The organism is Actinosynnema sp. NPDC020468 (assembly GCF_040642015.1).
GTDB lineage: Bacteria > Actinomycetota > Actinomycetes > Mycobacteriales > Pseudonocardiaceae > Actinosynnema.
Genome location: NZ_JBFAEO010000007.1, coordinates 130,725 through 156,766 on the forward strand (window position 1 = coordinate 130,725; position 26,042 = coordinate 156,766).

The window sequence follows — 26,042 nt, forward strand, 5'->3', positions numbered from 1 at the left end:
GTCACCACTCGGCCGCGCCGCGAAACGACGTGGGCGTCGGCCGGTAGCCCAACCGCTCGCGGGCCGCGGTGAGGTCGAGCGTGCGCTCGTGCGCCAGGTGGCTGATCGCGTACCGGGTGAGTCGCGGCGGGTTCTTCGCGCCGACCAGCCGCCACGCCCGTTCGGCGACGCCGGCGACCGGCCACGCCAGGCCCACCGGCAGGTGCCGGATCCGGACGTCCAGCCCGCGCTCGGCCAGCAGCTGCGCCAAGGCCTCTTGCAGCACAACGGGTTCCGCGTCCGCGACGTTGTACACCCCCGGCGGCCCGGTGCACGCCAGCAGGGTCGCCGCGACCAGGTTGTCCAGCGACGTCAACGACTGCGCCGCCCGCCCGTCGCCCACCAGCACCAGCGTCCGACCCCGGATCGCACCGAGCACCCGGGGCAGCAGCGTCGGGTCGCCCGGCCCGTACACCGCGTGCGGCCGCAGCACGACGGTGTCCGGCCGCCCGGCCAGCACCCGCTCGGCGTCGGCCTTGGTCGCGCCGTACGGGGTCAGGTAGCGGGTCACCGGCGCCCGCGACTCGATCGCGCGCACCGTCGGCCGGAACGGGTCGTAGACGCTCGCCGACGAGACGTGCACGAACCGCGCGGCCGGGAAGGTCGCCGCCACGTTCCGGGTGCCGTCGACGTTGACCCGCCGGATCCGCGCCGCGTCGCCCCAGTCGGACACCGCCGCCGCGGCGTGCACCACGACGTCGACCTCCGGCGGGTCGGGCAGCGGCCCGGTCGCGATGTCCCAGTCCCGCGAGCCGTACCCGTGCACCCGCCACCCCAGGGCCGTCGCGGCCCGGGCCACCGCGCCGCCGACGAACCCGGTCGCGCCGGTCACCGCGAGCCGCATCAGCGGGTCAGCGACGCGCGCAGCGCGGCCCGGTCGATCTTCCGGTTCCGGCCCGACACCGGGAGTTCCGGCACCACCACCACCTCGTCCGGCAGCGCGGAGGCGTCGATCACGCCGGGCAGCGCGGCCCGGACCCGGTGCGCCAGGCCGGGTTCCGCGTCCGGCAGCGCGGTGAGCACCAGCACGATCCGCTCGTCGCCGATCTCGTCGGGCACCCCGACCAGGACCGCCGCCGCGACACCGGGCAGGTCCGCGATCGCCGGCTCGTACAACCCGGGGTACACGTTCGTCTTGCCGCGCAGGATCATGTCCTTCTTCCGTCCGGTGAGGACGATCCGCCCGCCGTCCAACCGGGCCAGGTCACCGGTCGCGTGCTCGGTCAGCGGCGGCTCGCCGAGGTAGCCGCGGCACAGGTTCGGCCCGGACACCAGCAGTTCGCCGTCGTCGGCGATCCGCGCGCGGACGCCGGGCAGCGGCGCGCCGAGCAGGTCGCCGTCGTACCCGATCTTCTCCTCGGCGCCGGCGATCGCGACGGGCAGGATCTCGGTCATCCCGTACACGGCGAGGAACTCCACGTCCGGCAACGCCTTCCGGGCCCGCCGCAGCAGCGCGGGCAGCACCGGCGCCGAGCCGAGCAGCACCTGCCGCAGCGAGCCGGGCAGCGCCACGCCGCGGTCCAGGATCACCGCCAGGTCCGCCGGCACCAGGAAGGTGTGCGTCGCGCCGGCCAACCCGGCGGCGAGCGCGACGGGGTCGGCGGACGGGGCGAACCCGTACGGCGGCATCGACCAGTGCGCGCCGGCCACCAGCGCGGGCAACCCCAGCATCATCTGGTCGGTGTGCACCCGCGACGACGGCCCGAGTTCGCACCGGACCGCGAGCGCCCGCAACGCGGCACCGAGCGAACCCCGGGTGTGCACCACGGCCTTGGGCGCGGCGGTCGTGCCGGAGGTGAACACCACCACCGCCTCCTGCTCCGGGTCGTCCGCCGGCGGCGGCGCGTCCGGAACCGGCTTCGCCAACGCCTTCGCGGACACCGCGCGCCACGGCACGCCCGGAAGCCACGGCCCGGACCTGATGTGCCGCACCGGAAGCGCGGCGTAGTCCGGCAGCAGCACCCCGCGCCGCCGGGCGAGCGCCCGCAGCGGTCCGGGCGCGCTGGCCGCGTACAGCACCGACTCCGCCGCCGCCCACCCCGGCCCGGCCAACCCGGTCCGACTGGCGAACAACTCGGGCCCACCACCGGGGTCCACGAACACGACCGTGCCGCCGGCCGCGACCGTCCCCAGCGCCAGCACGATCGACGCGGGTCCCGGCCGCACCGAGAACAGCATCCGGGTGCCCGGCTCGAAACCCCGCGCCCGCAACCGGGACGCGGTGGCCAGCACCCGGTCGGACAACTCCCGGTAGGTCAGGCTCCGCCCGCGCGCGTCGGTCAGCGCGGTGGCCGACGCGTGCTCCCGCGCCGCCCGCACCACCTCGCCCAGCAGGTCAACGGCCACCGCGCAGCACCAACCTCTCGTAACCCGGTATCAGCACCCGGCGCGCCACCTTTCGGTCCACAACGGACACCGGCGCGGCATCCAGCACCGCGGTCAGCACGGCCCGGATCTCCGCGTTGGCCAACGGCATCCCCAGGCAGAAGTGCGGTCCCGCGCCGAACCACAGCTGCCGCACCTCCACCGGGTGCGGCCGGTCCGGGTCGAAACCGCCGTAGGCGCGCGCCGCCGAGATCGTCGCGATGACCACCCGGTCGCCCGCGCGCACCCGCACCCGGCCGATGGTGGTGTCCGCCGCGACGCTGCGCAGCATCACCGGCGACGGCACGGTGACCCGCAACGCCTCCGCCACCACGTCGTCCACCCGGTCCCGGTCCGCGGCCAACCGCGGCAACCACCCGGAGTCGTGCAGCAGCGCGATCAGCCGGGGCACGTAGGACACCAGCGTCTCGGTGCCGGTCAGCACGAACGCGGCCACCGCGCCGAGCGCCTCCTCCTCGGTCAACCCGAGCGCGCGCATCCGACCGGGCACCGTCGCCGGGTCGCCCTCCGCGTACGCCCGCGCCGCCGGCCGGGTCAGCTCGCCCAGCGCGGCCCGGCCCGCCCGCACCTGCGCCGGCGTCAAACCCGGTCGCCCCAACCGGATCATCGACGTCACGGCGGTGCCGGCGGCCAGCGCCGGGCCCGCGCCCGCCGGGTCGAGGCCGACCAGCTCGCAGATCACCGCGCCCACCAGGTTCCGCACCACGGCGACCAGGTCGACCCGCCGTCCCGCGGCCAACTCCGCGCGCAACGACGCCATCGGTTCGTCCGCGACCCGCGCGCACAGCGCCGCCACCGCGCCCGGCGTGAACAGCCCGGAGAGCTTGCGCCGCAACTCGCCGTGCGCCGCGCCCTCCATGTTCAGCAGCACGGTCGGCCCGACCACCGGCGTCCACAGCTGCGCGGGCGAGCCCGGCCCGGTCTTGGTGAAGTGCCGGGTGTCGGTCAGCACCCGCTTCGCCAGCGCGGCGTCGCTGACCACCACGCCGACCCGGGGCACCCGCACCACCGGCGCGATCCGGGCGAGGCCGCGCACCAGCGGGTAGGCGACCGGGTGCGCGGCCAGCTGGAGCCCGCGCTCGCGGTTCACCGGATGTCCACGACGTCCGGGCGGTAGCGGTGGTCCGCGTACCAGGCCAGCGTGTTGCGCAGGCCCCACGCCCGCGCCCGGCGCGACGACCCGCGCACCACCACGTCCCGGCGCAACCCGTACCGGTCGGTGTGCAGCCGCACCGCGTTGACCAGCGCGCGATCCTCGTGCAGGTCCTCGATCCGCGACCGCGGGAACCCGCCGGCCAGCTCGTAGAGCTCCGCCGTCACGGCCATGTTGCAGCCGGCGGTCATCACGTACGGCCCGAGGTAGCGCGGATCCCGGTTGCCCGCCCGGAACCGGCCGAACACCGACGCGATCTCGACGGCCGCCACCAGCACCCAGCGCGTCACCGCCGGCAGGCCCTCGTCCGTACGCGGCAACAACTGCCCGGAGACCAGCCGCAACCCGGAGTCGAACGCGGCCTTGACCCGCGCGGTCCAGTCCGGCGCGGGCAGGCAGTCCGCGTCGGTGCGCGCCAACCACGTCGCGCCGCGCGCGATCGCGTGCCGCATCCCGGTGTCCGCCGCCGCGCCGGTGCCCTTCTCCGGTTCCGGCACGATCTCCAGCCGCGGCAACGGGTTCCGCTCGGCGAACGCCCGCACGACGGCCGCGGTGGAGTCGGTGGACCCGTTGTCCACCACCACGAGCGTGAAATCCCGGTCCCGCTGCGCGGCCAACGCCTCCAGGGTCGCGGTGATGCCGCGCTCCTCGTTGTACGCGGGCACGACCACCCAGAGCCCGCTCACAGCCGCACCACCACGATCCCGAGGCTGACCCCGCCCGCCAACCCCACGAGCGCCACCAGGTCGCCGGGTCCGCACCGCCCCAGCTGCAAGGCTGTCACCAGTTGCAGCGGCAGGCTCGCCGACGCCACGTTGCCGTGCTCCGGCAGGGTGATCACCAGCCGGTCCGTCGGCACGCCCACCCGCTGCGCGAAGACGTCCAGGTACGGCAGGGAAACCTGGTGCACGCCGATCATCGCGAAGTCGTCCCAGGTCAACCCGAGCCGCTCGAGCGTGCGGTCCAGCACGTCGCGCCCGAGGCCGAGGAACGCGGACTTGAGCCGCGCGCCGTCCATCGCGAAGTACGAGTGCTCCGGGTCGCGCGGGTGCCACGACCCGCCGCCGGGCAACGTGCCCACGTCCCACTTCGTGGAGTCGGCGGTGAAACCGCACCCCAGCACGCCGCTCTCCCCCTCGGTCAGCAGCACCGCCGCGCCCGCGTCGGACAGCGTGTAGCCGGGGAAGGCGCGCAGGAACTCGGTGAGCCCGCCGACCTCCCACCGCACCGCGCGCGACGGCGCCTCGCCACTGGCGATCAACACGGTCCGGTAGCGGCCCGCGCCGATCAGCGCGTCGGCGACCTCGATCGCGTTCAGCACGCTGTTGCACGCGTTCTTCACGTCCATCACCGGGCACCGCAGGTCCAGCTTCGCCGCCACGATGTGCGCGGTCGCGGGCTCCACCAGGTCCTGGCTCGCCGACGCGAACAGCAGCAGGTCCACCTCGCCCGGCTCGGTCCCGGTGTCCGCCAACAACTTCCGCGCCGCCGCCGCGGCCAGGTCCGACGCCTGCTCGTCGTCCGCCATGACGTGCCGCGACTCCACGCCCGTCAACCGGTGGATGAGCCCGGCGGGCGGCACGAACGGCGCGAGCCGCCCCTCCACCTCCGCCGTGCTCAACCGTCTCTCGGGCAGATGTACCGCCACCCCGGCCAGTCTCGTCCCCACGCCCCACCTCCGTGAGGGCACGCTATACCCGAATGGCCTAGTCCGACGTCGGTAGAACTACTCGAAGGGCCGCCGGAGCAGGTATCTGCCCTCGTGCAACCGCCACTTGTCTCATGTCGGGAGTTCCGGTTGGGGAACCGGACCGCCGACCACAGGGGGAATACCGCGCGACGATCGGCCGACGGGCCTCGTCGCGCCTCGACACGCCAGGGGGCGTTGGATGACCGAAGTCATCACCCGACCCGCGGTCCCGTCCGCGGGTCCCACGTCAGGCCTCACCAAGTTCCTCGACCCGCTGCGGGTGCCGCCGGTGCTGCGGCCGCACCTGTCGTGGCACCAGGACGAGCTGACCGTGACCATGATCCGGACCGAGGTGCGGCTGCACTCGCAGCTGCCGCCCACCACCGTCTGGGCCTACGACGGCCACTTCCCGGGCCCGACGATCGTGGTGCGCCGCGGCCGACCGCTGCGGATCACCTGGACCAACGGGATCGAGGGGAAGATCCCGCTGGTCGCCGTGCAGGCGCCGATCGCGTCGGCGCCGCAGAACACGCCCGGGTTCCGCAACCCGGACGGCTCGCTGCCCGCCGGGGTCTCGCTGATCGAGGGCGTGACCGACCTGCCGTCGTGGAACGTCGTGCACCTGCACGGCGCGCGCACCGGCGGCGGCAACGACGGCTGGGCGCACAACTCCGTGCTGAAGGACGCCTCCCAGCTCGCCGAGTACCCGAACGACCAGCAGGCCACCACGCTCTGGTACCACGACCACGCGATGGCCATCACCCGCTTCAACCTGCACGCCGGTCTGGCCGGGGTGTACCTGGTCCGGGACGAGGAGGAGGACGCGCTCGACCTGCCGTCGGGCGAGCGCGAGGTGCCGCTGGTGATCTCCGACCGCAACCTCGACACCGACTCCCGCGGCAACCTGACCGGGCAACTGCTCTACAAGGTCCCGTACCTCACCACGCCCGCGGGCGCGGCGCTGCACCTGCCGTTCAGCGGGCCGTTCACCCTGGTCAACGGGGTGATCTGGCCGCGACTGGACGTCGAGGCGCGCTGGTACCGGTTCCGCGTGGTCAACGCCTCGAACTCGCGCTTCTACCAGCTGCGCCTGGTGGACGACGCGACCGGCGAGCCGCTGGACGACGCGGTGCGCCAGATCGGCACCGACGGCGGTCTGCTGCCGAGGCCTGCGGCGCTGCCGGCGGGCGGGTTGACGATCGCGCCCGCCGAGCGCGCGGACCTGCTGATCGACTTCTCCCGGCTGCGCGGGCGGCACGTGCGGCTGACCAACGGGCACCGGACCGCCGCGCCCGAGCCGGACATCATGCAGTTCCGGGTGGAGGACCGCGCCCGGCACGACCGGTTCGAGCTGCCCGAGGTGCTGTCGCCCTCCTATGTGCGGCTGCACCACGGGACCACCGTGCCGGAGGACCACGACCACATCTTCGTGGGCCTGGTGCCGCCGGGCTCGGGCGGCGAGGACCACCCGCAGATGTGGGAGTTGCAGGAGATCACCGACCCGGCGCGGATCCCCGCGACCCTGCCGGCGCCGGGGATCGTGCAGCTCACCGACCCGAACACCGGGCAGGTGCGCACCTTCGAGCGGGTCGCGAGCCTGTTCGACGACACGACGAGCGTGTTCATCGACCACGAGCGGTGGGCGATCTGGAACTTCGTCCACCTCGGCGGGCCGACGCACCCGATGCACGTCCACCTGAGCCAGTTCCAGGCGCTCACCCGGTCGAACCTCGCGCTGGACCCGGCGACCGGCGCCGCGGCCGGGTTCGACGTCGCGGTCGGCGGCACCACCGCGCCGCTGCCGGCACCCGGTCCGGGTCGACCGCTCGACCCCCAGGAGGAGGGCTGGAAGGACACCTACCAGGTTTCCGCCGGCGAGTGGCTGACCATCGCGGGCCGCTTCGACGGCGCGACGGGCAACTTCATGTACCACTGCCACATCCTCGACCACGAGGACGAGGGCATGATGCGCCCCTTCGTGGTCATGCCCGCGCAGGCCGCCCGCTTCCACGTCCACCGCTTCGGCGGTGGTCACCACCACGGTGAGGCCGCCGAAGGCGCCTGACCGCCCCCAAGGTGGGCCCGTCCCCCGCGAACGCCCGGGGGACGGGCCCACGCCCTCCCGAGCCGCAGCGTCCGTCCACTGTGGACCGTTCAGGCCGTCACCGGTCCGCGAACATCGCCGGGTTCGCCGGCACGACCCGGTGCACCTCCGGCAGGACGGTGTGGACCGTCCGCCCCGCCACCACGGCGTCCAGCACCAGCACGAATTCGCAGTCGCACGCCACCACGTCGAAGCCGACCAGCAGGACCTCCGGGTCGCCGCGGCTCACCTTGTACGGGAACGAGGGCGCGGGTGGCTTCGTCGTCGGGACGTGCAGGGACCGGCCGGTGGCCGATTCCGCCATGTCGGCCGTGACGGCGGTGGGGTTGTCGGCCTCGACGGCGATCGCCAACTCGCGGACCACCTGGTCGGAATGGCGAAGGCACCCCGGCAGTCTCACGAGTCGGCCGGTCGACGGCGGGTTGCGCCCGCGGACCTCGCCCCGCAGCGCGAGCAGCACCACCTCGGCCTCGCTCGGGTTCTGCACCACGAGCCGGACCACCCGCTCGCCGGTGTACCCGACGGGGCCGCCCGCGGCCGACCGCTCGTCGCCGACGAGTTTCCGCGCGCACCAGCCGACGGCGGACTCCTCCACCTGCAACCGCGGCGGTTCCGGCGCGACGGCGGGCTTGGGCCACCAGGCGAGGGCCGCGGCGAGGACCGCGACCACCAGCACGAGGTGCCGCGCCCGGAGGCCGGGCGGGTGGTGGTGCACGCCGCCCTCGATCACTCCCGCCTGGACGACCGGTCCGGTCACCGGGGCGCGGACGGAGTTCGTGGTGTCGCGCGTCATCACGGCGAGCCTAGGACGATCGCCGGGACGGCGGTCCGCAATTCGGCCGCCGGCACGTCCGGGTACACGTGCGGCGGCCGCTCGTGCGGCACCTCCGCCGAGGTCGTCTTCCCCGCGCCGATCGCGCCGTCCACCCCCGCGACCACCTGATCCCCCGTCGTGGTCACGGCGGTACCGGCACCGGTGAAACGAACCCGGTCCGCGCGACGACGTGATCGAAGAAAACGCGGTTCGACCACACCCCCGGCGAGGACACTGGCCACGGTGCACCACTTACCCGATCGGGAGCGCTCGTACGCCGTGCTGGTCGGCACCAGCCGGCACACGTCGGCCGAGCTGCCGGAGCTGCGCGCGGTCGCCACCGGGCTCGTCGACCTGGAGGCGTGCCTGACGCACCGGGAGCACGGCGCGTGGGCGCCCGGGCAGTGCGTGTCGATCACCAACCCGACCGACGTTGGCCACCTCTACCTGACGGTGCAGCGCTACGCGCGCGCCGCCGAGGACACCCTGCTGCTCTACTACGCCGGGCACGGGCTGCTCGGCCGGGGCGGCGAGCTGTACCTCGCGCTGGAGACCACGAACCCGGACGCGCTGCCGGTGACCACGCTGCCGTTGAGCACGCTCCAGGAACTGTTCGCGGAGAGCCCGGCGGCGCGCAAGATCCTGGTGGTGGACTGCTGCTTCAGCGGGCGGGCGCTGACCACCGCCGACCTGGCGACGTTGGGCGCGCGGGAGATCTCCGGCACCTACGTGCTCACCTCCGTGACCACCAACGCCACCGCGCGGTCGCCGCGCGACGCGCGGCACACCGAGTTCACCGGCGAGCTGATCGACCTGCTGCGGCACGGCGAGCCCGGCGGGCCGGAGCTGCTGACCCTCGCCTCCGCCTACGACACGCTGGTCGAGCGGATGCGCGCCAAGGACCTCCCGATCCCGCACAAGACGGGCACCGGCACGATCGAGCACCTCGCGCTGGGCCGCAACGCCGCGTTCCGCGCCGAACCCGACGGGTGCGCGCCGCTGCTGCGCCACGAGCTGGTCGCGCTGACCGCGCTGTGCCGCGAACTGCCGCTGAGCCTGGTGTTCGACCTCCACCGGCGGGTGGTCGGGCGGTGGGGGCCGCCGCCGGACGCCGTCGACGCGGCCGGTGTCCTGGAACGGCTCTGCGAGGTGCTGGCGCGACCGCACGACGTCCCGCCCGTGCTGCGGTTCGCGCTGTGGGTCGCGCACACCCGGGCCGGCACCCCGTTGGGCGGCCTGGTCGACCAGTGGGCCGACGGCGTCGCGGACCGGTTGCGGCTGGGCGCGGAGGGCATGCGCGCGTCGCGCCGGGTGATCGCCGCCGAGGCCGACCGGCTGCCGCGCCGGCACCGCCTGGTCGTGCGCCTGGACGCGGTCCCGGTGCTGCGCAAGGACGACGACCGGCACTACTACCTGTCGCTGCGGCTGCACCGGGACGAGGACGAGGGCGAGGCGCACGGCCACCCCGACGAGGACCGGCCGCTGTCGATCGACGCCGTCCGGGACCGGGTGCGCGCGGAGCTGCCGGTGGTCCTGCGCGGCAGGCCCGCGGACCGCGTCACGGTGGAGTTCGTGGTGCCGCGCGACCTCCTCGACCACGCCTTCGACCAGTGGCCCGGCCACGCGGGCGACGTGCTGGGCGTGCTGCACACCGTCGTGGTGTGCGACGGCGAGCGACCGGACCGGGCCGACCCGGAGCACCCGTGGCGGTCGAGGTGGGAGCTGGCGCAGAACGCCGTCGGCGCCGTGGAGTGGTTGAGCGGCAACGGGAACCGGTCGGCGAGCGCGACGCGGGCCGCGTTGCTGCGCCGGGGCGACTGGGCGTGCCTCGCGCTGGACGCCGCGGCCGAGCGCGGTTCGGTCGGCCGGCTGCTCGGGCCGGGGTTGGACCTGGGCGCGCCGGTCGCCGTCTGGCACCGGGCGGGCGCGCGCGACCCGCTGCGGGACGTGCTGGCGGGCACACCCACCGCGGCCCTGCCCGACCGCGTGCTGGACCTGCGCCGCGAGGCCGTGGAGCGCGACGAGCACGAGCACTCCGGCCGGCACCTCGGCCTGCTGTGGGACGAGCCCCGCCGACCGCCCGAACCCGATACCGCCCTCGCGGCGCCACCCCAGGGGGTACCTCCCGCATGAGTCCATGGCTGGCCTACCGCGGCACCGGCGTGCCGGGCGAGCACAGCGCGCTGCCGCTGCCCGACCCGCCGCCGTGGCGGGTGTTCGACGGCGGACCACCGGTCGAGCCGGACTTCGGCGCGCCGAGGTCGGGCGGCACGGCGTCCCGGCGCGGCCGGACGTTCCAGGCCGACGCGGCCGAGGTCGACATGGTCAACGCGGCCCTGTACCTGCGCCGGCCGCTGCTGGTCACCGGCGGTCCGGGCACCGGCAAGTCGACGCTCGCCTACAGCGTGGCGGAGGAGTTGGCGCTCGGGCCGGTGCTGCGCTGGTCGGTCACCAGCCGCTCGACGCTGCACGAGGCCCTCTACGGCTACGACGCGATCGGCAGGCTCCAGGACGCGAACCTCGACGGCGGCGCGCCGGACGTGGGCCGGTACCTGCGCCTGGGCCCGCTCGGCACCGCGCTGCTGCCCACCGAGCGGCCGCGGGTGCTCGTGGTGGACGAGTTGGACAAGAGCGACATCGACCTGCCCAACGACCTGCTCGACATCTTCGAGGAGGGCGAGTACGAGATCCCGGAGTTGTCCCGGCTGACCCGACCGGTGGTCGAGGTGACGACCGCCGACGGAGGCGCGCGGGTGCCGGTCCGCGGGGGTCGGGTGCGCTGCCGCGCGTTCCCGCTGGTGGTCCTGACGAGCAACGGCGAGCGCGAGTTCCCGCCCGCGTTCCTGCGCCGGTGCCTGCGCCTGCACGTGCCGCCGCCGGACGAGGCGAAGCTGCGCCGGATCGTCGCGGCCCAGCTGGGCGAGGACGCGCTGGAGGTCGGGTCGACGCTCATCGCCGACTTCCTGTCCCGGCGGGAGAAGGGCGAGCTGGCGACCGACCAGCTGCTCAACGCGGTGCACCTGGCGCTGTCCGGGCTGCGCCCGCCGGGCGAAACCCGGGAGCAGCTCGCCGAGGCGCTGCTGCCCCACCTGGGATCGGGGTGACGACCGGTCGGCTCCGGGCCGTGCTCGCGGCGGCCGGGGTGGACGCGCACGGCGACGACCTGGCGGACGCGCTCTGGCTGGCCTCTCTGTCCACAAAGGACGGTGTGCGGACGCCGGATCCGCCGGTGCGCGAGGATTCGCCACCCGCGCCGGCGCCACCGCCGCCACCTCTCGTGGTGCCGCCCCGCCGGTCGGACCCGCCTTCGCCCGCGCCCACGACCGTGCCGGTGCACCTGCCCCGGCACGTCGGCGGCGGCGCGGTGGCCGGCGTGCCGACCTCGGTGGCCGGGGTGCGGGCGTTGCGCGACCCGTCGGCGCTGGCCCGGGCGTTGCGACCGGTGAAGCGCCGGGTGCCCTCGCCGCGGCTGCGGGTGGTGGACGACCGCGCGACCGCGGACCTGATCGCGGACACCGGGCTGTGGCTGCCGGTCGTGCGGCCGGTCCGGGAGCGGTGGCTCGACCTGGCGCTGGTGGTGGACGACAGCGCGTCGATGGTCGTGTGGCGGCAGTCGGTGCGGGAGCTGCGCGGGGTGCTGGAGCAGCTGGGCGCGTTCCGCGACGTCCGGCAGTGGCGGGTGACGACCGACGGACCGCCCGTGCTGCACGGCGAGGCCCGGCGCTCGTCCGCCCGGTCGGTGCGCGAACTCGTGGACCCGACCGGGCGGCGCGTCGTGCTGGTGGTGAGCGACGGGCTCGGCGCGGCCTGGCGGGACGGCGGGATGACCCGCCTGCTCACCACGTGGGGCAAGGCGGGTCCGGTGGCCGTGCTGCAACCCCTGCCGCTGCGGCTGTGGCGGCGGACCGGATTGCCGGTCGTGCCGACGAGCCTGCGCGCACCCCGACCGGCCGCGCCGAACACCGACCTGGCCCGTGCCACCGGCACCGGTGTCGCGGTGCCGGTGCTGGAGCTGGAACCGGAGTGGCTCGGCCCGTGGGCGGCGCTGGTCGGCGGGTCGACGTGGACCGATCTCGCGGTCGCGGTCGCGCCCACCCCCGCCACCGCCGAGCCACCCGACTCGCCCGAGGCCCTGCTGGAGTCCTTCCGCCGGGCCGCCTCGGCGGGCGCGTACCGCCTGGCGTGCCTGCTCTCGGCGGTGCCCCTGAGCCTGCCCGTGATGCGCCTGGTGCAACACGCCGAACTGCCCGACTCCCGCCCGGCGCAGCTGGCCGAGGTCTTCCTGGGCGGCCTGCTGCGCCGCGTCACCCCGACCGACGCGCGCGTGGACCCGGACGAGATCCAGTACGACTTCGCGCCCGGCGTCCGCGACCTGCTCCTGGACACCGTCACCCGCGCCGACGCGCTGCGCCTGCTGACCGCCGTGTCCCGCCACCTCGCGGCCCCGAACGCCCGCCCCCTGGACTTCCGCGCGGTCCTGGCCGACCCGGACGGCGCGGGCACCGCCGAACTGGACCGCGCGAGCCGCCCGTTCGCCGAGGTCGCCCGCACCGTCCTGGCCCGCTTCCCGCGCCCCACCCGCCGGATCACCACGCGCACCGTCGATGCTCCGATCCGCCGCGTTCACCGCCCGTTCCTCTTCGTCGGCCTGGGCGGCACCGGCATCCGGATCGGCGCCGAGGTCGAACGCCGCCTCCGCGACGACCTGTGCGGCCCGGACGGCACCGCCCTGGTTCGAACCGGCCTGCGCCCCTACCAACTGCCGGGCTTCCAGCAGTTCGTCTACGTCGACGTGGCCGAGGAAGGCCCCCGCCTGCTCCGCGGCGCCGTGCCGGACGCGGCCCACCGAGGCGTGGCCTCCCGCAACCGCCACCACTCGGAGGGCCTGAGCCGGTTCTCCTCCTTCGCCAAGGTGGCCACCCACCTCCGCGCGAACCTCGACCAGGAGGTGCTCTCCTGGCTGCCGCCCAGGCTGAACCAGCCCAAGGTGACACCACTGGGCAGAGGCTCGGGTGGCCTGCCGACCGTGGCGCGCGCGGTGCTGTTCGACGCGTTGAGCCGACAGCCCTCCCCCGTCCTCGACCCGCTGACGGACGCGGTGCACCGGATCGCCGAATCCGCCACCGATCCGAACGAGGACTGGGAGGTGTACGTGGCGTTCTCGGTGAGCGGTGGAACCGGAGCCGGTCTGTTCCTCGACTACCTGCACCTCGTGGACGACGCGGTGCGCCGGGTCGCCCCGCGCCGCCGCATTCACCCGGTGGTGCTGCTGCCGTCCGCGGTCGACCACTCCGATCGGCAGGGCGGGCTCAACGCGGGTTCGGCGCTGACCGACCTGATCCAGTTGAGCGACTCCGGCCGCGGCACGGTCCGACACCCCGGCCGCGACCTGAACCTGACCTTGGACGTGGTGGAACCCGCGATGCTGTTCGACGGTCCTGACGGGAGCACCCAAGCCGCCACCTCGATCGTCACGACCGTGCTCCAAGTGGATCCTCGGGTAGTACTGGTCCGAGCAACCTCGCTGGTCACCACACCACCCGGACCGGGTGTGCCCGGCCACCCGGAGGCCCGGGCGTTGCTTCGCGAGTGGAGACGAGCACGGCGCACGCCGAAGCCCGCCGACTTCCTGCCGTGGCGACGCCGGTTCACCGAGGAACGCCACCTGTTCACCCGGGCCGAGCAGGTCGGGCTCGTGCACCGCTTCCTGTGCGCCGCGTGGAAGGGCCAGGTGACCGCCGACGACCCACACGTGCCGCGCGTCGTCACCTACAGCCCGCCCCGGCTACCCACGACCATGCGCCTCCACCTCGACGGCTCGTGGTCGGGGCTGGTGGAGGCCTACGAGGACTGGTTGGTCGCCGGCCACACCCCGAATCGCTTCGAGCTGGGCGCGTGCCTGCTGGAGACGGTCGTGGACGGGTCCGTCGACCCCGTGCCGGCCCCGCTCTTCACGGCGATGCTCGAACCGTCCGACGAACCGGACGAGTTCCGGACCGACGTGCTGCCCGCGGCGCTGGCGTTGCGGTTCGCGGGTGTCACGGGCACGTACGACAACCTGGACGAACTGAGGAACGGGTGACAGCGGTGGACGCACGGGTATCGGTCGAGGGTGGTCGCGACGAGCAGGCGGAGGTGTTCGCGCTGCGGGACTGGCTGACCGCCGAGCCGGAGTTCCGGGGCCGGGTGGGCACGGCCGGCCGGGAGTTGCGGCCGGACGAGATGGGCGGGGTGGTGGACGTCGTCACGGTCGCCCTGTCCAACGAGGGCGCGCTGACGGTGCTGGCCGGCTCGGTCGCGGTGTGGCTGCGCCAGCGCCGGTCCACGATCAAGGTGAAGATCGTCACCGAGGACGGCCGGACCCGGGAGATCAGCGCCACCGGACCCGCCGCCGACGTGATCGCGGCCAAGGTGGAGCCGGACGGGCTCTGACGGATTCACCCGGTGGGACCACGACACGACCGGTTCCCGCCCGTGCGCCCGACGTCACGTACTACGGTGTGATCGGCCGGGACGCGCGAAAGGCGATGACAGTGACCAGTTGGACCGATGTGATCAACTACGTCCGCACGCGGTACGACGTGCTGGAGGAGACGGACAACTGGCTGCGCTTCCGACTCGACACGGAGGGTGACCGCACCCAGCAGGTCGCCGTCCACCACGTCCCGGAGGCGGACGGCCGGGCCTGGCTCGAGATCTCCTCCGCGGTGGGCAAGGCGGACGCGATCGACCTGGCGCGGCTGCTCACCCTGGCGGGCGGGTCGCTGGTCGGCGGCGCGGGCGTGGTGGACGGGGTGGCGCTGCTCAAGCACACCGCGCCGCTGGAGGACCTGAGCGTCCTGGAGGAGTTCGAACGCCCGTTGAAGCTGCTGGTCGCGGACGCCGACGCGTTCGAGCAGGAGCTCGCGGGCGCCGACGAGTTCTGACCGCACCCCACCGCGCCCGTCCCCGTGTTGGACCCCGGGGGCGGGCGCGGTCGTGTTCGGTCCACTGAGGACGCACGCGTTCGGCCGGACGGCGTCGGGGCGTCACCCGGGCGACGGGTGGTCGGCCCACCAGGTCGACGGCAGACTCAAGGGTCGTCCCGGTCGCGGCGGGCCGGGCGACGCCTGGGGGGGGAATTCCATGTCACGACAAGGTTTCTCACGTCGGGACCTGCTCGTCCGGTCGGGCCAGGCCGCGGCCGTGCTGGGTGTCGCCGGCGTGGCCGCGCCCTCGGCCGCGGCCGAGCCGGACGGGCCGACCGCGACGTTGCGCGAGGGCACGAACATCTCGGCGGCGCCGTCGCCGGACGGCCGGTGGATCGCGGTGGACCTGGTGACGGCGATCTGGGTGCTGCCGGCCGGCGGCGGGTCGGCCCGCAGGCTCACCGACGAGTCCCAGGACGCGACGCTGCCCACCTGGTCGCCGGACGGCGGGCGGATCGCGTTCCAGTCCTACCGGGACGGTCGGTACCACCTCTGGCAGGTCGACGTCGCCGGTGGCGCGCCGCGGCGGCTGACGAGCGGACCGCACGACGAGCGCGAACCGGCGTTCTCCCCGGACGGCGGGCGGATCGCGTTCACGAGCGATCGGGGCGGCAACTACGGCGTGTGGCTGCTGGACGTCTCCTCGGGCGCGATCACCGCGCTGGTGGGCGGGCCGGGCGAGGCCGCCGCGCCGCGCTGGTCGGCCGACGGGACCCGGATCGCGTTCACCGTCGACGAGACCGCGATCGACGTGGTCGTGGTCGCGACCGGCGAGCGGACCCGGGTGGTCACCGCGCCGGCCGGCGGACGGTTGTACGGCGCGAGCTTCGGCCCGGACGGCGCGCTGAGCCACACGCTCGTGCAGGGCCCGAAGTCGTTCCTGGTGCACGGCGACCGTCGGCTCACCACCGACGAGGACGTGTTCGGCTTCGCCGCGACGTGGACCGGCGGGTCCGCGCTGTACACCGCCGACGGCCGGATCCGCCGCCGGGACCCGGACGGCACGGTCACCGACATCCGGTTCGAGGCGACCGTCCCGTACCGGCGGGTCGCCGCGCCGCGCACCCGACCGCCCGAGTCCACCGGCCCGGAGCCCGTGCGGGGCATCGCGAGCCCGGTCGTGTCGCCCGACGGCCGCCTGCTCGCGTTCCGCGCCCTCAACGCGATCCACCTCGCCCCGGTCCTGGGCGGCCGGCCGCGCCGGATCACCGAGGGCGACTTCTTCGACTCCGACCCGGACTTCGCGCCGGACGGCCGATCGCTCGTCTACTCCGGTGACCGGACCGGGGTGCCGACGCTGCGCCTGCGCGACCTGGTCTCGGGCGCGGACCGGGTGCTCGCGCCGACCGGCGGCGCGCAAACCCTGCCGCGCTTCTCCCCCGACGGCCGCCGGATCGCCCACGTCGACCAGGACGGCGTGGTGTGGGTGCTGGACGTCGCCGCCGGCACGCGACGCCAGGTGACGCCGACGTTGTTCATGCCCGGCCGCCCGTCCTGGTCGGCGGACGGGAGAACGCTCGCGCTCGCCGCCGTGAAGCCGGTGTCGCGCCGGTTCCGCGAGGGCACGAGCCAGGTGCTGACCGTGGACCTCGACACGCTCGCCCTGACCTACACCGAGCCGATGCCGTTCCGGTCCCTCGCGACCCGCGGCGACGACGGCCCGGTGTTCTCGCCGGACGGGCGGCGGCTCGCGTTCGTGGTGGAGAGCGTCGCGTGGGTGGTCGACGTGGACGCCGCCGGCCGGTTCCTCGGCGACCCGCGCCAGGTCACCGACGAGGTGACGGACTCACCGTCGTGGCTGGGCAACGACACGCTCGTCTACCTGTGCAACGGGAAGGTCCGCCGCACCGCGCTCGACGGCCGGCCCCGCACCATCCGCCTGGACTTCACCTGGCGCCGCGCCACCCCGCCGCCGCGGACGATCGTGCACGTGGGCGCGCTGTGGGACGGCGAGTCCGCCGGCGTGCGCACGGACGTGGACGTGGTGGTCGAACACGGGCGCGTGCAGGAGATCCGCGCGCACCGCGGCACGACGGACCCGGTGGTCGACGCGCACGACCTGGTCGCGTTGCCGGGTCTGGTCGACGCGCACAACCACTGGCACCTGCGCGGTCGGGCGTGGGGCGCGCGGCAGGGTCGGCTGTGGCTCGCGTACGGGATCACGACCACCCGCTCACCCGGCGACCCGGCGTACCAGATGGTCGAGACGCGGGAGGCGCTCGCGGCGGGCGCGCTGGTCGGACCCCGGTTCTACGGCACGGGCGAGGCGATCGACGGTTCCCGGATCTACTACAACTTCATGCGCCCCACGCTGTCCCGCGCGCAGCTGGACAAGGAGCTGAAACGCGCGCGGGAACTCGACTACGACCTGATCAAGACCTACGTGCGGCTGCCCGTCGACCTCCAGCGCGCCGCGGCGAGCGCCGCGCACCGGGCCGGGCTGCGGCTGACGTCGCACTACCTGTACCCGGCGGCGAACCTGGGCATGGACGGCATGGAGCACGTCGGCGCGACCAACCGCCTGGGCTACTCGCACACCGTGAGCCGCACCGGGCGCGCGTACCAGGACGTGGTGGAGCTGTTCACGAGGTCCGGCATGTCGATCACCCCCACCCTGTTCCACTCCAGGGCGCTGTACGACACCGACAAGTCCCTTGTGGACGACGAGCGCACCCGAATCCTGTTCCCACCGTGGGAGTACCAGCGCTACGTCGCCGACGCGGGCAACGCCGGCACGCCCGAGTACCCGTACCACCGGGAAACCCTGGCCGGCTGGGTGGACCTGGCCCTGCGCGTGCACCGCGCGGGCGGCCTGGTGATCAGCGGAACGGACGCGCCGCTCGACAACGTCGCCACGTCCACCCACCAGAACCTCCGCGCGATGGTGGAATTCGGCTTCACGCCGAGGGAGGCGCTCACCACGGCGACCCGCAACCCGGCCGCCTGGCTCGGCCTGGAGGACCGGCTGGGTACCCTGCGCCCGGGCGCGTTCGCCGACATCTCCTTCGTCGCGGGCGACCCGTTGACCGACATCCGCCACGCGGCGGCCGTCCGCCGGGTGATGGTCGCCGGCACCCTGCACACCGTCCCCGACCTCCTGGCCCCGTTCCGCACCACCACCGCGGCCGCCGTGCCACCACCCCCGACCGGCGACGACCACTGGTGGCACGAGCCGGAGTGGTCCGTGCACGCCTGCTGCGGCGAGTTCTGACCTCGCGTCGAAGCAGACGGGTTCCCGCCCGCGAACCCCGCCCGTCACCGGTCCTGGTGGACCTCCGCCGACACCGGGAGTGACGCATCCGTCGACTCCCTGTCGTCGGAGGGCTACTCTGCGTCGATGGCGAACGAGCAGGCGAGGCGCAGGATCCGCGTGTCGGTCGAGATCGTGGTGGAGATCGAGGACCCCGCCGCGCTGCACGAGGCCGCCGTTGCCCACCTCGACCAGGCCGAGCACTTCGGCGACCCGGCGCACGAGGCCGAGGCCCGCGCGCGGGACCGCGCCGACCTCGGCTCCGACCCGGTCGCCGCGCTGCACCTCCTCCTGGACCCGGCGGGCCTCCTCGACCGGATCCCGGGCGCGACCGCCGTCGACGCCGGTTTCACCCTCGCCGAACTCGACGACGACGGTCAGCCCCCGGCGCCGCGAGCCGACTGAACCACCGCGCGCCGGGGTCCGACCTCCGGCACGTCACGGGGCTCCGGAGTCGCCCGCCGTGACGGTGATCCCGGTGACGGGCATGTCGGGCGCGGGCAAGTCGACCGCCCTGACCTCGTTGGCGCACCGGGGTTTCCGGGTCGTGGACACCGACTACGGCGACTGGACCGCACCCGGCCCGGACGGCGCGGACCCGCGGTGGCGCGAGGACCGGATCGACGCCCTGCCGACCGCGCACGGGCGCACCGGCGAACCGCTGTTCCTGGCCGGCACGGTGCGCAACCAGCGCGTCTTTTCACCCGCGCCGCGCCCACGTCGTGCTGCTCACCGCGCCGTTGGAGGTACTGCTGGACCGCGTGACCCACCGCGCCGGCAACCCCTTCGGCCACTCCGCGCGGGACCGCGCCCGCATCGCCGCGGACACCGCCGCGGTCGAGCCGTTGCCGCGCGCGTCGGCCACGCTCGTGCTGGACACCCGGATGCCGCTCGCCGCCGTGGTGGACCACCTCGCCGCGCCGACCGCGGGTGGAGCCCGGCGCGCCGACCTGCCAGGCTCGAACCCGTGATCGACTCCCACGCCAAGGCCCGCCTGCGCGAAGACCTGCGCGACACCCACGACGCGCTGCTCGCGAAGCTGGACGGCCTGTCCGACCACGACGTCCGCCGCGCCCTGACCCGCACCGGCACGAACCTGCTGGGCCTGGTCAAACACCTGGCGACCTGGGAGGCCAGGTACCTGGGCGAGGTCTTCGGCCGCCCGTTCCCGGACCCACTCCCCCGCTGGGACGACGAGTCCGCCCGCAGCGCCGACCTGTGGGCGGCGGAGCACGAGTCCCGCTCCGACGTCCTCGCGCTCCACCACCGGGTCCGCGCCCACACCGACACCACGATCGACACCCTGCCGCTGGACGCGCCCGGCCACGTGCCGTGGTGGCCGAGCCCGACCGTGACCCTGTTCGACGTCCTGGTCCACCTGCTCACCGAGACGAGCAGGCACGCCGGTCACGCCGACATCCTCCGCGAACAGCTGGACGGCGTCACGGACACGGCACCGGAGAAGGACGACGACTTCTGGCGGGCCCACCGGGCGACAATCGACCACGCCGCCCGCGTCACCTCCGACGGTTCCCCGGGCTGACCACGCCGCACACCACCCCGGTCCAGGCGGCCAGATCGGCGACGAGCCGCAAGAGCAGGCGGTGGTGGCGGGCCGACAGGAACGGCCCGACGAAGAACACGGGCAGCAGCCCGATCACCACGACCACCAAGGGCAGCGCCACCACCACTGAGAACACGTGCGCCCACACACCTCCACGTCCGGTCCCGGGTGGAGTGGAAAACGGTGCCACGGTCTACCTCCTGATCGATCCGTTGTCGTCACCGACGAGTGGACCAGCGCGGTGCAACCGCGTGTCGCACGACCTCGGGGGGTTCCAACGGGCCACCCTGGCGCGATGCCCCGTTCCGCGCCGAGCAGCGCAGACCACGCCCTCATCGCCTCGGCGGCCGCGCGGGGTGTCGAGGTCACCGCGCGGCAGGTCGAACGGTGGCGCGAGCGCGGCCTCGTCGCCCCGAACCGGCGACGAGGACTGGGGCGGGGCAGGGGAAGCAGCTCGGAACCCGTCGCGGGCACCCTGGAACTGGTGGTCTGGTTGGCCACGCACACCGCGCCCGGCAACCGTCCTCACCACCTGGCGCTGCGCGCGTTCGGCGAGAACCTCGCGGTGCCCGAGCGAACGGTCCGCGCGGCGTTCGAGTCCGTCCTCGACCCGGCGCCCACCGACTACCCCCACTCGGGCAAGGGCCTGGTTCCGGCCAGGGTCCGCGCCATCGACGACCGGGTGTTCGCCCTGGCCGCGCCGGTCCTGGGCGCGGCCGACGACGGTGCGCAGCTGAGGCCCTCGGAGTTCCGGGAGCTCGGGATCGAGGTCGTGGCCGACGGCGCCGGGGCGGTCGACGTCGGCAGCCTCGCCGCCGGCGCCCGGGCACTCGGAGCTCGAGGCGCCCCGACCCTGCTGCCGCACGACCTGGAACACCACCTGCCGCAGGTCGGCAACCCGTTGGTGGACACGCACGGCGCGTTGGCTTTCCTGCCGGAAGGTCCGTTCACCGACCACCTGCGCGCACTGGCCCGGACGACGCCCCTCGCCGACCTGCGCGCCGGCTGGCTCACCGCCGGTCGCCTGGAGCAGTGGGCGCTGGACCTCTGCGCCGCGGTGGAGGCGGAACTCGCCTCCACACCCGGAGAGGCGTGCGGGGAATGGCGGGCGACGTCACTGGGCGTGGGACGAGCGAGTCTGGTCACCGGCGTCCTGGACGGTGGCCGGCCGTCATCGCGGGCCACGACGGCGCTCCTGGCCCTGTTCCAGCGCGACATGATCGCGCGGTTGCGGCACGTGTGGCCCGAAGGCCGGTTCGACCGGCTCGACGGGCCGAGCGGACTTCCCGCCCCGTTGCGGGAGTTCGTCGGTCAGGAGGCGAAGACCGGGTAGTGGTCGGAGTAGTCGGTGTAGGAGTAGGTCTTGAACCAGGACGTGACCGTCCACACCGGACTCTTCACCCGGCGGGTTTCGTTGGTCAGCACCGGACCCTGGAGCGTCAGCACGTAGTCCAGGTGTTCCGAGGCGTACTCCGGCCCGTACTGGCCGCGGCAGACGCTGTTGTCGGCGCAGTCCCACGAGTACGGGTGGCCGGTGAACGTCGGCGTCGCGGCGCGCAGGTCGCGGAGCATCGCCGGGTACTCGGCGCCGCCGCGGATCACGTTCAGGTCGCCCGCCACGTACACCGGCTCGCCGGCCGGGATCCGCTCCGCCGCCAGGAAGTCCGCGATCTCGGCGCGCTGCGCGGCCCGCACCGAGCCCGACGGGACGGCGCAGGAGGAGTCCTCGGCCTGGAGGTGGGTGCCGACGACGTGCACCGCGCCGGTCGGCGTGGCGAGTCGGACGTAGGCGAAACCCTTGTTGGCCAACCGGTCCGCGCCGCACCCGTCCCGGTACACGTGCTGCACCCGCCTGGTGATGGGCCACCGGCTGAGCACCGCGACCCCGCCGTCCTCGGCCGCCGCGTCGCGGTACGACCCGCTCGTGGCGTCCCATCCGGCCTTTGTCCGGCCGACCGTGGGCGTCCGGTTCGGGTAGGCGTCGGCCAGGTTGGCCAGCAGCCGGTCGCCCGCGGTGTTGTCGAACAGCTCCTCGAGCACCACCACGTCCTGCCCGGCGAGCACGCCCTGCCGCGCGATCAGGTCCGCCCGCGCCACCTGCCCCCAGTTCGGGTACAGCGCCCGGGACAGCATGAACACGTTGTACGCCGCGATCTTCGGCCCCACCGGCGCCGCGGTCGCGCCGACCGGCGTCCCGACCGCCACGAGGGCCACCAGCGCGAAGAACGTGAATACGATTCGCCTACCCATGCCCCGATCGTGCCCACCGGGCCACGACGAGCACAAGATCCGCGACCAACCTGTCGACCGGACCGACCCGAGTGTTCACCTTCCCGACGGCACGCCTCGCGGCCGCAGGTCGCGAACCCGGCGCACGTTGCCGTGGCAGCACTCGTAGAAGCCCTCGACCACGCGGTACCGGTCGCAGCGGTGGCCGGCCGCGAAGGTCAGGACCGGTCTCGCCGGGACGTCGTGGGTCGTGGGTGCCATGCGCGTGCCTTCCGGGGGCCGGGTCGTCGGATCACCGGCAAGGATGACCCGCACCCGGCACCGCGCGCAACGCCCCGGCGCGCCACCGCCAACTCTGTGAAACCACGGCCCGCGACACCGGGTTCGACCCCCCGCCGGCACCGGGGACTGTGAAGAACCCGGCTCAGGACCGGGACTCGGCGGCGGTCTTCAGGTCCGCCAGCCACGCCTTGAGGCCCTCGCCGAGGTAGTAGGTGGCGGTGGGCACGTCGGTCTCCACCTGCGCGCCGGTCCACGTCTCCTCGGTGCGCACCAGCACGCCGCCCCGGACCCGGGTGAAGGTCCAGACGTGCACGCCCTGGTCGATGCTCAACCTCTCGCCGATCGCGGGCCCGGTCCAGCGCAGGCACTCCTGCCGCTGGACCTGGCGCACCGTCGAGGTGATCACCAGGGTGGTACCGGGGGTCGTCGGCGTGGGCGGCGCCGGGGTGGTCCAGCGGAACTGCGAGCGCGGACGCAGCGGGCCGTGGTCCAGGCGCTTCGCGCCGGTGACGGGCTTCTGCCAGGACGGCCAGCGCTCCACGTCGGTCTGGAGGTCCCAGATCCGGCTCAGCGGCGCGTCGATCACGGTCTCGGCGCGGTAGCGGATCTCGGCGTTCCGGTCCACGGTCTCGCCGCGGCAGCCGAGCGGCGCCGTGCCGCGGTCGGGCGTGGCCTGTGCGGGCGCGGCGGTGGCGCCGAGCAGGCCGACCAGCGGGAGCACGAGCAGGGCGGCGCGGGCGCCGAGCCGGCGGGACGGGGTGGTCGTCATGACTTCTCCTCCGAGTGCGGTCCGTGCTGTCGCGATCGACTCTGCCGGGCCGTCGACACCCTCCGCGTCGGTGAGAACTGCGTAGATCGGATCGCCGAGTGGGCCGGATCGCCTCGGGCTCCTCGGCGGAACACTGGAAATCCGCCCGGTTCGTCCGTCATGATCCGGGCACATGGACGGTCTGCTCGGACGACGTGACGAGACGTCGCGACTCCAGGTGCTGCTCGACGAGGCGCGGGGATCGCGCGGCGGCGCGGCGGTGGTGCGCGGCGAGCCCGGCATCGGCAAGAGCGCCCTGCTCGACCAGCTCACGACCTCGGCGACCGACTTCCTGGTCGTGTGTGCCTCCGGCGTCGAGTTCGAGACCGACCTGCCGTACTCGGCGCTGCACCAGCTGTGCGTGCCCCTCCTGGAGCACCTCGACGCGCTCCCGACCCGGCACCGCGCGGCGCTGCGGATCGCGTTCGGGCTGGACACCGGCACCCCCGACCCGTTCCTGGCCGGCGCGGCGACGCTGGGTCTGCTGCTGGAGCACGACCGGCCGCTGCTGTGCGTCGTGGACGACGCCCAGTGGCTGGACCGCGCGTCGGCCAGGGCACTGGCGTTCGTGGCCCGCCGGGTGGCCGCCGAACAGGTCGCGGTGGTGTTCGCCGCCCGCGCGGACGTGGCCGAGCTGGACACCCTGCCGCGGGTCGACGTGCGACCGCTCGGCGAGCCCGAGGCGCGCGCGTTGCTGGCCCGCGAGATCCGGGCGCCGCTGGACGAGCAGGTGCGCGACCGCGTCCTGGCCGAGGCGCGCGGCAACCCGCTGGCCGTGGTCGAACTCGCCCGCACGGCCGGGTTGCGCGGCCTGGCGGGCGGTTTCGACCTGCCCGCGCCCGCCGCCGCCGAACGCAGCTTCCGGGCCCGTCTGGAGGGGTTGTCGCCCGAGGTGCGCCTGCTGCTCACGGTGGCCGCGGCCGAGCCCGTCGGCGATCCCGGGCTGCTGTGGCGGGCGGCGGCGCTGCTGGGCGTCGAGGACGCCGCGGCGCGGGGCGTGCCGCTGGTCGAGTTCGGCACGCGGGTGCGGTTCGTGCACCCGCTGGCCCGCTCGGCGGTGTACCGCGCCGCGACCGAGCCGCAACGCCGACGCGCGCACGCCGCCCTCGCCCGGGTCGGCGACCCGCTCACCGACCCGGACCGGGTCGCCTGGCACCGCGCGCTCGCGTCCGTCGGACCGGACGAGGACGTGGCCGCCGCGCTCGCCGACTCGGCGTCCCGCGCGCAGGCCCGGGGCGGGGTGGCCGCCGCGGCCGCGTTCCTGGAGCGCTCCGCCGCGGCGACGCTCGAGCCGGGGTTGCGGGTCGAGCGGGTGCTGGCGGCGGCCGAGGCCAGGCTGGCCGCGGGCGACTTCGACGCGGCGGCCGGGCTGCTGCCCGCCGTGCCCGCCGACGACCACCGCGTCGACCTGCTGCGCGGCCGGATCTCGTTCGCCCGCTTCCGGGGCGAGGACGCGCCCACCGACCACCTCCTGCGGGCCGCCGCCGCGGTCGCGGGCAAGGAACCCGAGGTCGCGCGCACCATCCACGTGGACGCGGTCGAGATGGGCCTGCTGACCGGCGGGTGGGACGCGGCGATCGGGGCGGCCCGGAACGCGCCGCCCGCACCCGGCCCGCCGGGCAGCTCCGACGTGCTGCTGGACGGCGTGGTCGCGTTGGCCGACCGCGGCCACCGGGCCGCCGCCGCGCTGCTGCGCCCGCTCGTGGCCGACCGCGACGACCCGGTGTGGACTCGCTGGCCCACCCTGGGTTTCCTGCTGGCGCTGGAACTCTGGGACGCCGACGCCCTGCGCGGCATCGCCGCCCGCACCACCGCGGCGGGCCGCGAGTCCGGCTCGTTCCACGTGCTGCCGATCGGGCTGGCGATGCTCGCCACCGCCACCGCGCACACCGGCGACTTCGGCGCGGCCCAGGAGATGATCTCCGAGGAGGAGGCGATCGCGGAGGCCACCGGCGCCGCGCCGCTGGTCTACCCCCGGCTGCACCTGGCCGCGCTGCGCGGCAGGCGGGCCGAGGCCGCGGACCTGTTCGCCCGGGTCGGTCCCGGGATGAGCCTGAGCGTGCAGTACGCGACCGCGGTCCTGCACAACGGCCTGGCCGACTACCCCGCCGCGCTGGAGGCCGCCCGGCGGACCGTCGCGACCGGTGACCTCGGCATGGCGGGTCTGGCCCTGCCCGAACTGGTCGAGGCGGCCGTCCGCTGCGGTCGGGACGAGGAGGCCCGGGCCGCGCTGGCGACGCTGACCGAACGCGCGGCCGCCGGCGGGCAGCCGTGGGGCCTGGGCGTCGAGGCCTGCGCCCGCGCGCTGGTCGCCGACGACGAGGACGCCTACCGGAACGCCGTCGCGCAGCTGGAGGCCGGTCGGGTCGGGGTGTGGCTCGGCCGCGCGCACCTGGTGCACGGCGAGTGGCTGCGCCGCCAGGGCCGCCGCCGGGACGCCCGGGAGGCGTTGCGCCGGGCGCACGAACTGCTGACCGAGGTGGGCGCGGAGGCGTTCGCGGCGCGGGCGGCGACCGAGCTGCGGGCCACCGGCGAACGCGCGCGCAGCCGCACCTCGCCGACCCGGGACGCGCTGACCGTGCAGGAGGTGCACATCGCCCGCCTGGTCGCCGAGGGCGCCACCTCGAAGGAGGTCGCCGCGACCCTGTTCGTCAGCCCCCGCACGGTCGACGCCCACCTGCGCAACATCTTCCGCAAGCTGTCGATCACCTCCCGCCGCCAACTGCGCACCCTGCCCGCGATCCGCTGACCGCGCC

At 74.8% G+C, this 26,042-nt stretch carries 23 protein-coding genes; 12 read left to right on the forward strand and 11 right to left on the reverse strand.

Annotated elements, in window-relative coordinates:
* Position 1: 1 nt before the first annotated feature.
* Genes AB0G50_RS08455 through AB0G50_RS08475 form a run of 5 tightly spaced genes read right to left on the reverse strand, consistent with a single transcriptional unit; the run spans position 2 to position 5,246 of the window.
* Positions 2-883, reverse strand: coding sequence for an SDR family oxidoreductase (locus AB0G50_RS08455; RefSeq protein ID WP_360103752.1), 882 nt, complete (start codon positions 881-883; stop codon positions 2-4).
* Positions 883-2,385, reverse strand: coding sequence for a class I adenylate-forming enzyme family protein (locus AB0G50_RS08460; protein ID WP_360103755.1), 1,503 nt, complete (start codon positions 2,383-2,385; stop codon positions 883-885). Before AB0G50_RS08460 ends, AB0G50_RS08455 begins: the two co-directional genes overlap by 1 nt.
* Positions 2,375-3,514 carry a cytochrome P450 gene (locus AB0G50_RS08465; protein ID WP_360103758.1) on the reverse strand — a complete coding sequence of 380 codons (1,140 nt, stop codon included), beginning with the start codon at positions 3,512-3,514 and terminating at the stop codon, positions 2,375-2,377. The genes AB0G50_RS08460 and AB0G50_RS08465 overlap by 11 nt, the downstream gene beginning before the upstream one ends.
* Complete coding sequence (locus tag AB0G50_RS08470; protein WP_360103761.1) at positions 3,511-4,263, reverse strand: glycosyltransferase; 753 nt, start codon at positions 4,261-4,263, stop codon at positions 3,511-3,513. Before AB0G50_RS08470 ends, AB0G50_RS08465 begins: the two co-directional genes overlap by 4 nt.
* Complete coding sequence (locus AB0G50_RS08475; protein ID WP_360103764.1) at positions 4,260-5,246, reverse strand: ketoacyl-ACP synthase III; 987 nt, start codon at positions 5,244-5,246, stop codon at positions 4,260-4,262. Before AB0G50_RS08475 ends, AB0G50_RS08470 begins: the two co-directional genes overlap by 4 nt.
* A gap of 220 nt (positions 5,247-5,466) precedes the next feature.
* On the opposite strand from AB0G50_RS08475, the gene AB0G50_RS08480 reads away from it, so the two are divergent.
* A complete protein-coding gene (locus AB0G50_RS08480) occupies positions 5,467-7,332 on the forward strand; it encodes a multicopper oxidase domain-containing protein (RefSeq protein WP_360103767.1) in 1,866 nt (621 codons plus the stop codon).
* A gap of 97 nt (positions 7,333-7,429) precedes the next feature.
* Here AB0G50_RS08480 and AB0G50_RS08485 read toward each other — a convergent pair whose 3' ends face one another.
* Together AB0G50_RS08485 and AB0G50_RS08490 are read right to left on the reverse strand one after the other, a co-directional pair.
* Positions 7,430-8,164, reverse strand: a complete 735-nt coding sequence (locus tag AB0G50_RS08485) for a hypothetical protein (protein ID WP_360103770.1) — start codon at positions 8,162-8,164, stop codon at positions 7,430-7,432.
* Entirely contained in the window at positions 8,164-8,331 is a 168-nt protein-coding gene (locus AB0G50_RS08490) for a hypothetical protein (protein ID WP_360103773.1), read from the reverse strand. Before AB0G50_RS08490 ends, AB0G50_RS08485 begins: the two co-directional genes overlap by 1 nt.
* 97 nt (positions 8,332-8,428) lie before the next feature.
* Between AB0G50_RS08490 and AB0G50_RS08495 the strand changes: the two genes are divergently transcribed.
* The 9 genes from AB0G50_RS08495 to AB0G50_RS08535 all read left to right on the forward strand — a co-directional run bounded on the left by AB0G50_RS08495 (position 8,429) and on the right by AB0G50_RS08535 (position 19,946).
* Positions 8,429-10,318, forward strand: coding sequence for a caspase family protein (locus tag AB0G50_RS08495; RefSeq protein WP_360103776.1), 1,890 nt, complete (start codon positions 8,429-8,431; stop codon positions 10,316-10,318).
* Positions 10,315-11,289 carry a MoxR family ATPase gene (locus AB0G50_RS08500; RefSeq protein WP_360103779.1) on the forward strand — a complete coding sequence of 325 codons (975 nt, stop codon included), beginning with the start codon at positions 10,315-10,317 and terminating at the stop codon, positions 11,287-11,289. Before AB0G50_RS08495 ends, AB0G50_RS08500 begins: the two co-directional genes overlap by 4 nt.
* Positions 11,286-14,267, forward strand: coding sequence for an SAV_2336 N-terminal domain-related protein (locus tag AB0G50_RS08505; protein WP_360103782.1), 2,982 nt, complete (start codon positions 11,286-11,288; stop codon positions 14,265-14,267). Before AB0G50_RS08500 ends, AB0G50_RS08505 begins: the two co-directional genes overlap by 4 nt.
* A gap of 5 nt (positions 14,268-14,272) precedes the next feature.
* The gene (locus AB0G50_RS08510; protein WP_360103785.1) at positions 14,273-14,617 is read left to right on the forward strand and encodes a hypothetical protein; all 345 of its coding nucleotides are present in this window, start codon (positions 14,273-14,275) and stop codon (positions 14,615-14,617) included.
* Positions 14,618-14,718: 101 nt separating this feature from the next.
* Positions 14,719-15,111, forward strand: coding sequence for a hypothetical protein (locus AB0G50_RS08515; RefSeq protein ID WP_360103788.1), 393 nt, complete (start codon positions 14,719-14,721; stop codon positions 15,109-15,111).
* A gap of 199 nt (positions 15,112-15,310) precedes the next feature.
* Positions 15,311-18,364 (forward strand): amidohydrolase family protein, encoded by a 3,054-nt coding sequence (locus tag AB0G50_RS08520; protein ID WP_360103791.1) that lies wholly within the window; start codon positions 15,311-15,313, stop codon positions 18,362-18,364.
* 126 nt (positions 18,365-18,490) lie between these two features.
* Positions 18,491-18,808, forward strand: a complete 318-nt coding sequence (locus AB0G50_RS08525; protein ID WP_360103794.1) for a hypothetical protein — start codon at positions 18,491-18,493, stop codon at positions 18,806-18,808.
* A gap of 317 nt (positions 18,809-19,125) precedes the next feature.
* Positions 19,126-19,374 carry a hypothetical protein gene (locus AB0G50_RS08530; RefSeq protein ID WP_360103797.1) on the forward strand — a complete coding sequence of 83 codons (249 nt, stop codon included), beginning with the start codon at positions 19,126-19,128 and terminating at the stop codon, positions 19,372-19,374.
* Positions 19,371-19,946 carry a DinB family protein gene (locus AB0G50_RS08535; protein ID WP_360103800.1) on the forward strand — a complete coding sequence of 192 codons (576 nt, stop codon included), beginning with the start codon at positions 19,371-19,373 and terminating at the stop codon, positions 19,944-19,946. The genes AB0G50_RS08530 and AB0G50_RS08535 overlap by 4 nt, the downstream gene beginning before the upstream one ends.
* On the opposite strand, the gene AB0G50_RS08540 is transcribed toward AB0G50_RS08535, so the two are convergent.
* Entirely contained in the window at positions 19,921-20,103 is a 183-nt protein-coding gene (locus AB0G50_RS08540) for a hypothetical protein (RefSeq protein WP_360103803.1), read from the reverse strand. The two genes, AB0G50_RS08535 and AB0G50_RS08540, sit on opposite strands and share 26 nt — an antisense overlap.
* 159 nt (positions 20,104-20,262) lie before the next feature.
* Here AB0G50_RS08540 and AB0G50_RS08545 point away from each other — a divergent pair, with 159 nt between their 5' ends.
* Entirely contained in the window at positions 20,263-21,300 is a 1,038-nt protein-coding gene (locus AB0G50_RS08545) for a hypothetical protein (RefSeq protein ID WP_360103806.1), read from the forward strand.
* On the opposite strand, the gene sph is transcribed toward AB0G50_RS08545, so the two are convergent.
* The 3 genes from sph to AB0G50_RS08560 form a co-directional block, all read right to left on the reverse strand.
* Positions 21,279-22,217, reverse strand: a complete 939-nt coding sequence (gene sph, locus AB0G50_RS08550; RefSeq protein WP_360103809.1) for a sphingomyelin phosphodiesterase — start codon at positions 22,215-22,217, stop codon at positions 21,279-21,281. The two genes, AB0G50_RS08545 and sph, sit on opposite strands and share 22 nt — an antisense overlap.
* Positions 22,218-22,292: 75 nt before the next feature.
* A complete protein-coding gene (locus tag AB0G50_RS08555) occupies positions 22,293-22,457 on the reverse strand; it encodes a hypothetical protein (protein ID WP_360103812.1) in 165 nt (54 codons plus the stop codon).
* A gap of 163 nt (positions 22,458-22,620) precedes the next feature.
* Entirely contained in the window at positions 22,621-23,247 is a 627-nt protein-coding gene (locus AB0G50_RS08560) for an SRPBCC family protein (protein ID WP_360103815.1), read from the reverse strand.
* Between the two features lie 172 nt (positions 23,248-23,419).
* On the opposite strand from AB0G50_RS08560, the gene AB0G50_RS08565 reads away from it, so the two are divergent.
* A complete protein-coding gene (locus AB0G50_RS08565) occupies positions 23,420-26,035 on the forward strand; it encodes a LuxR family transcriptional regulator (RefSeq protein ID WP_360103818.1) in 2,616 nt (871 codons plus the stop codon).
* The last annotated feature ends 7 nt before the right edge of the window (positions 26,036-26,042 follow it).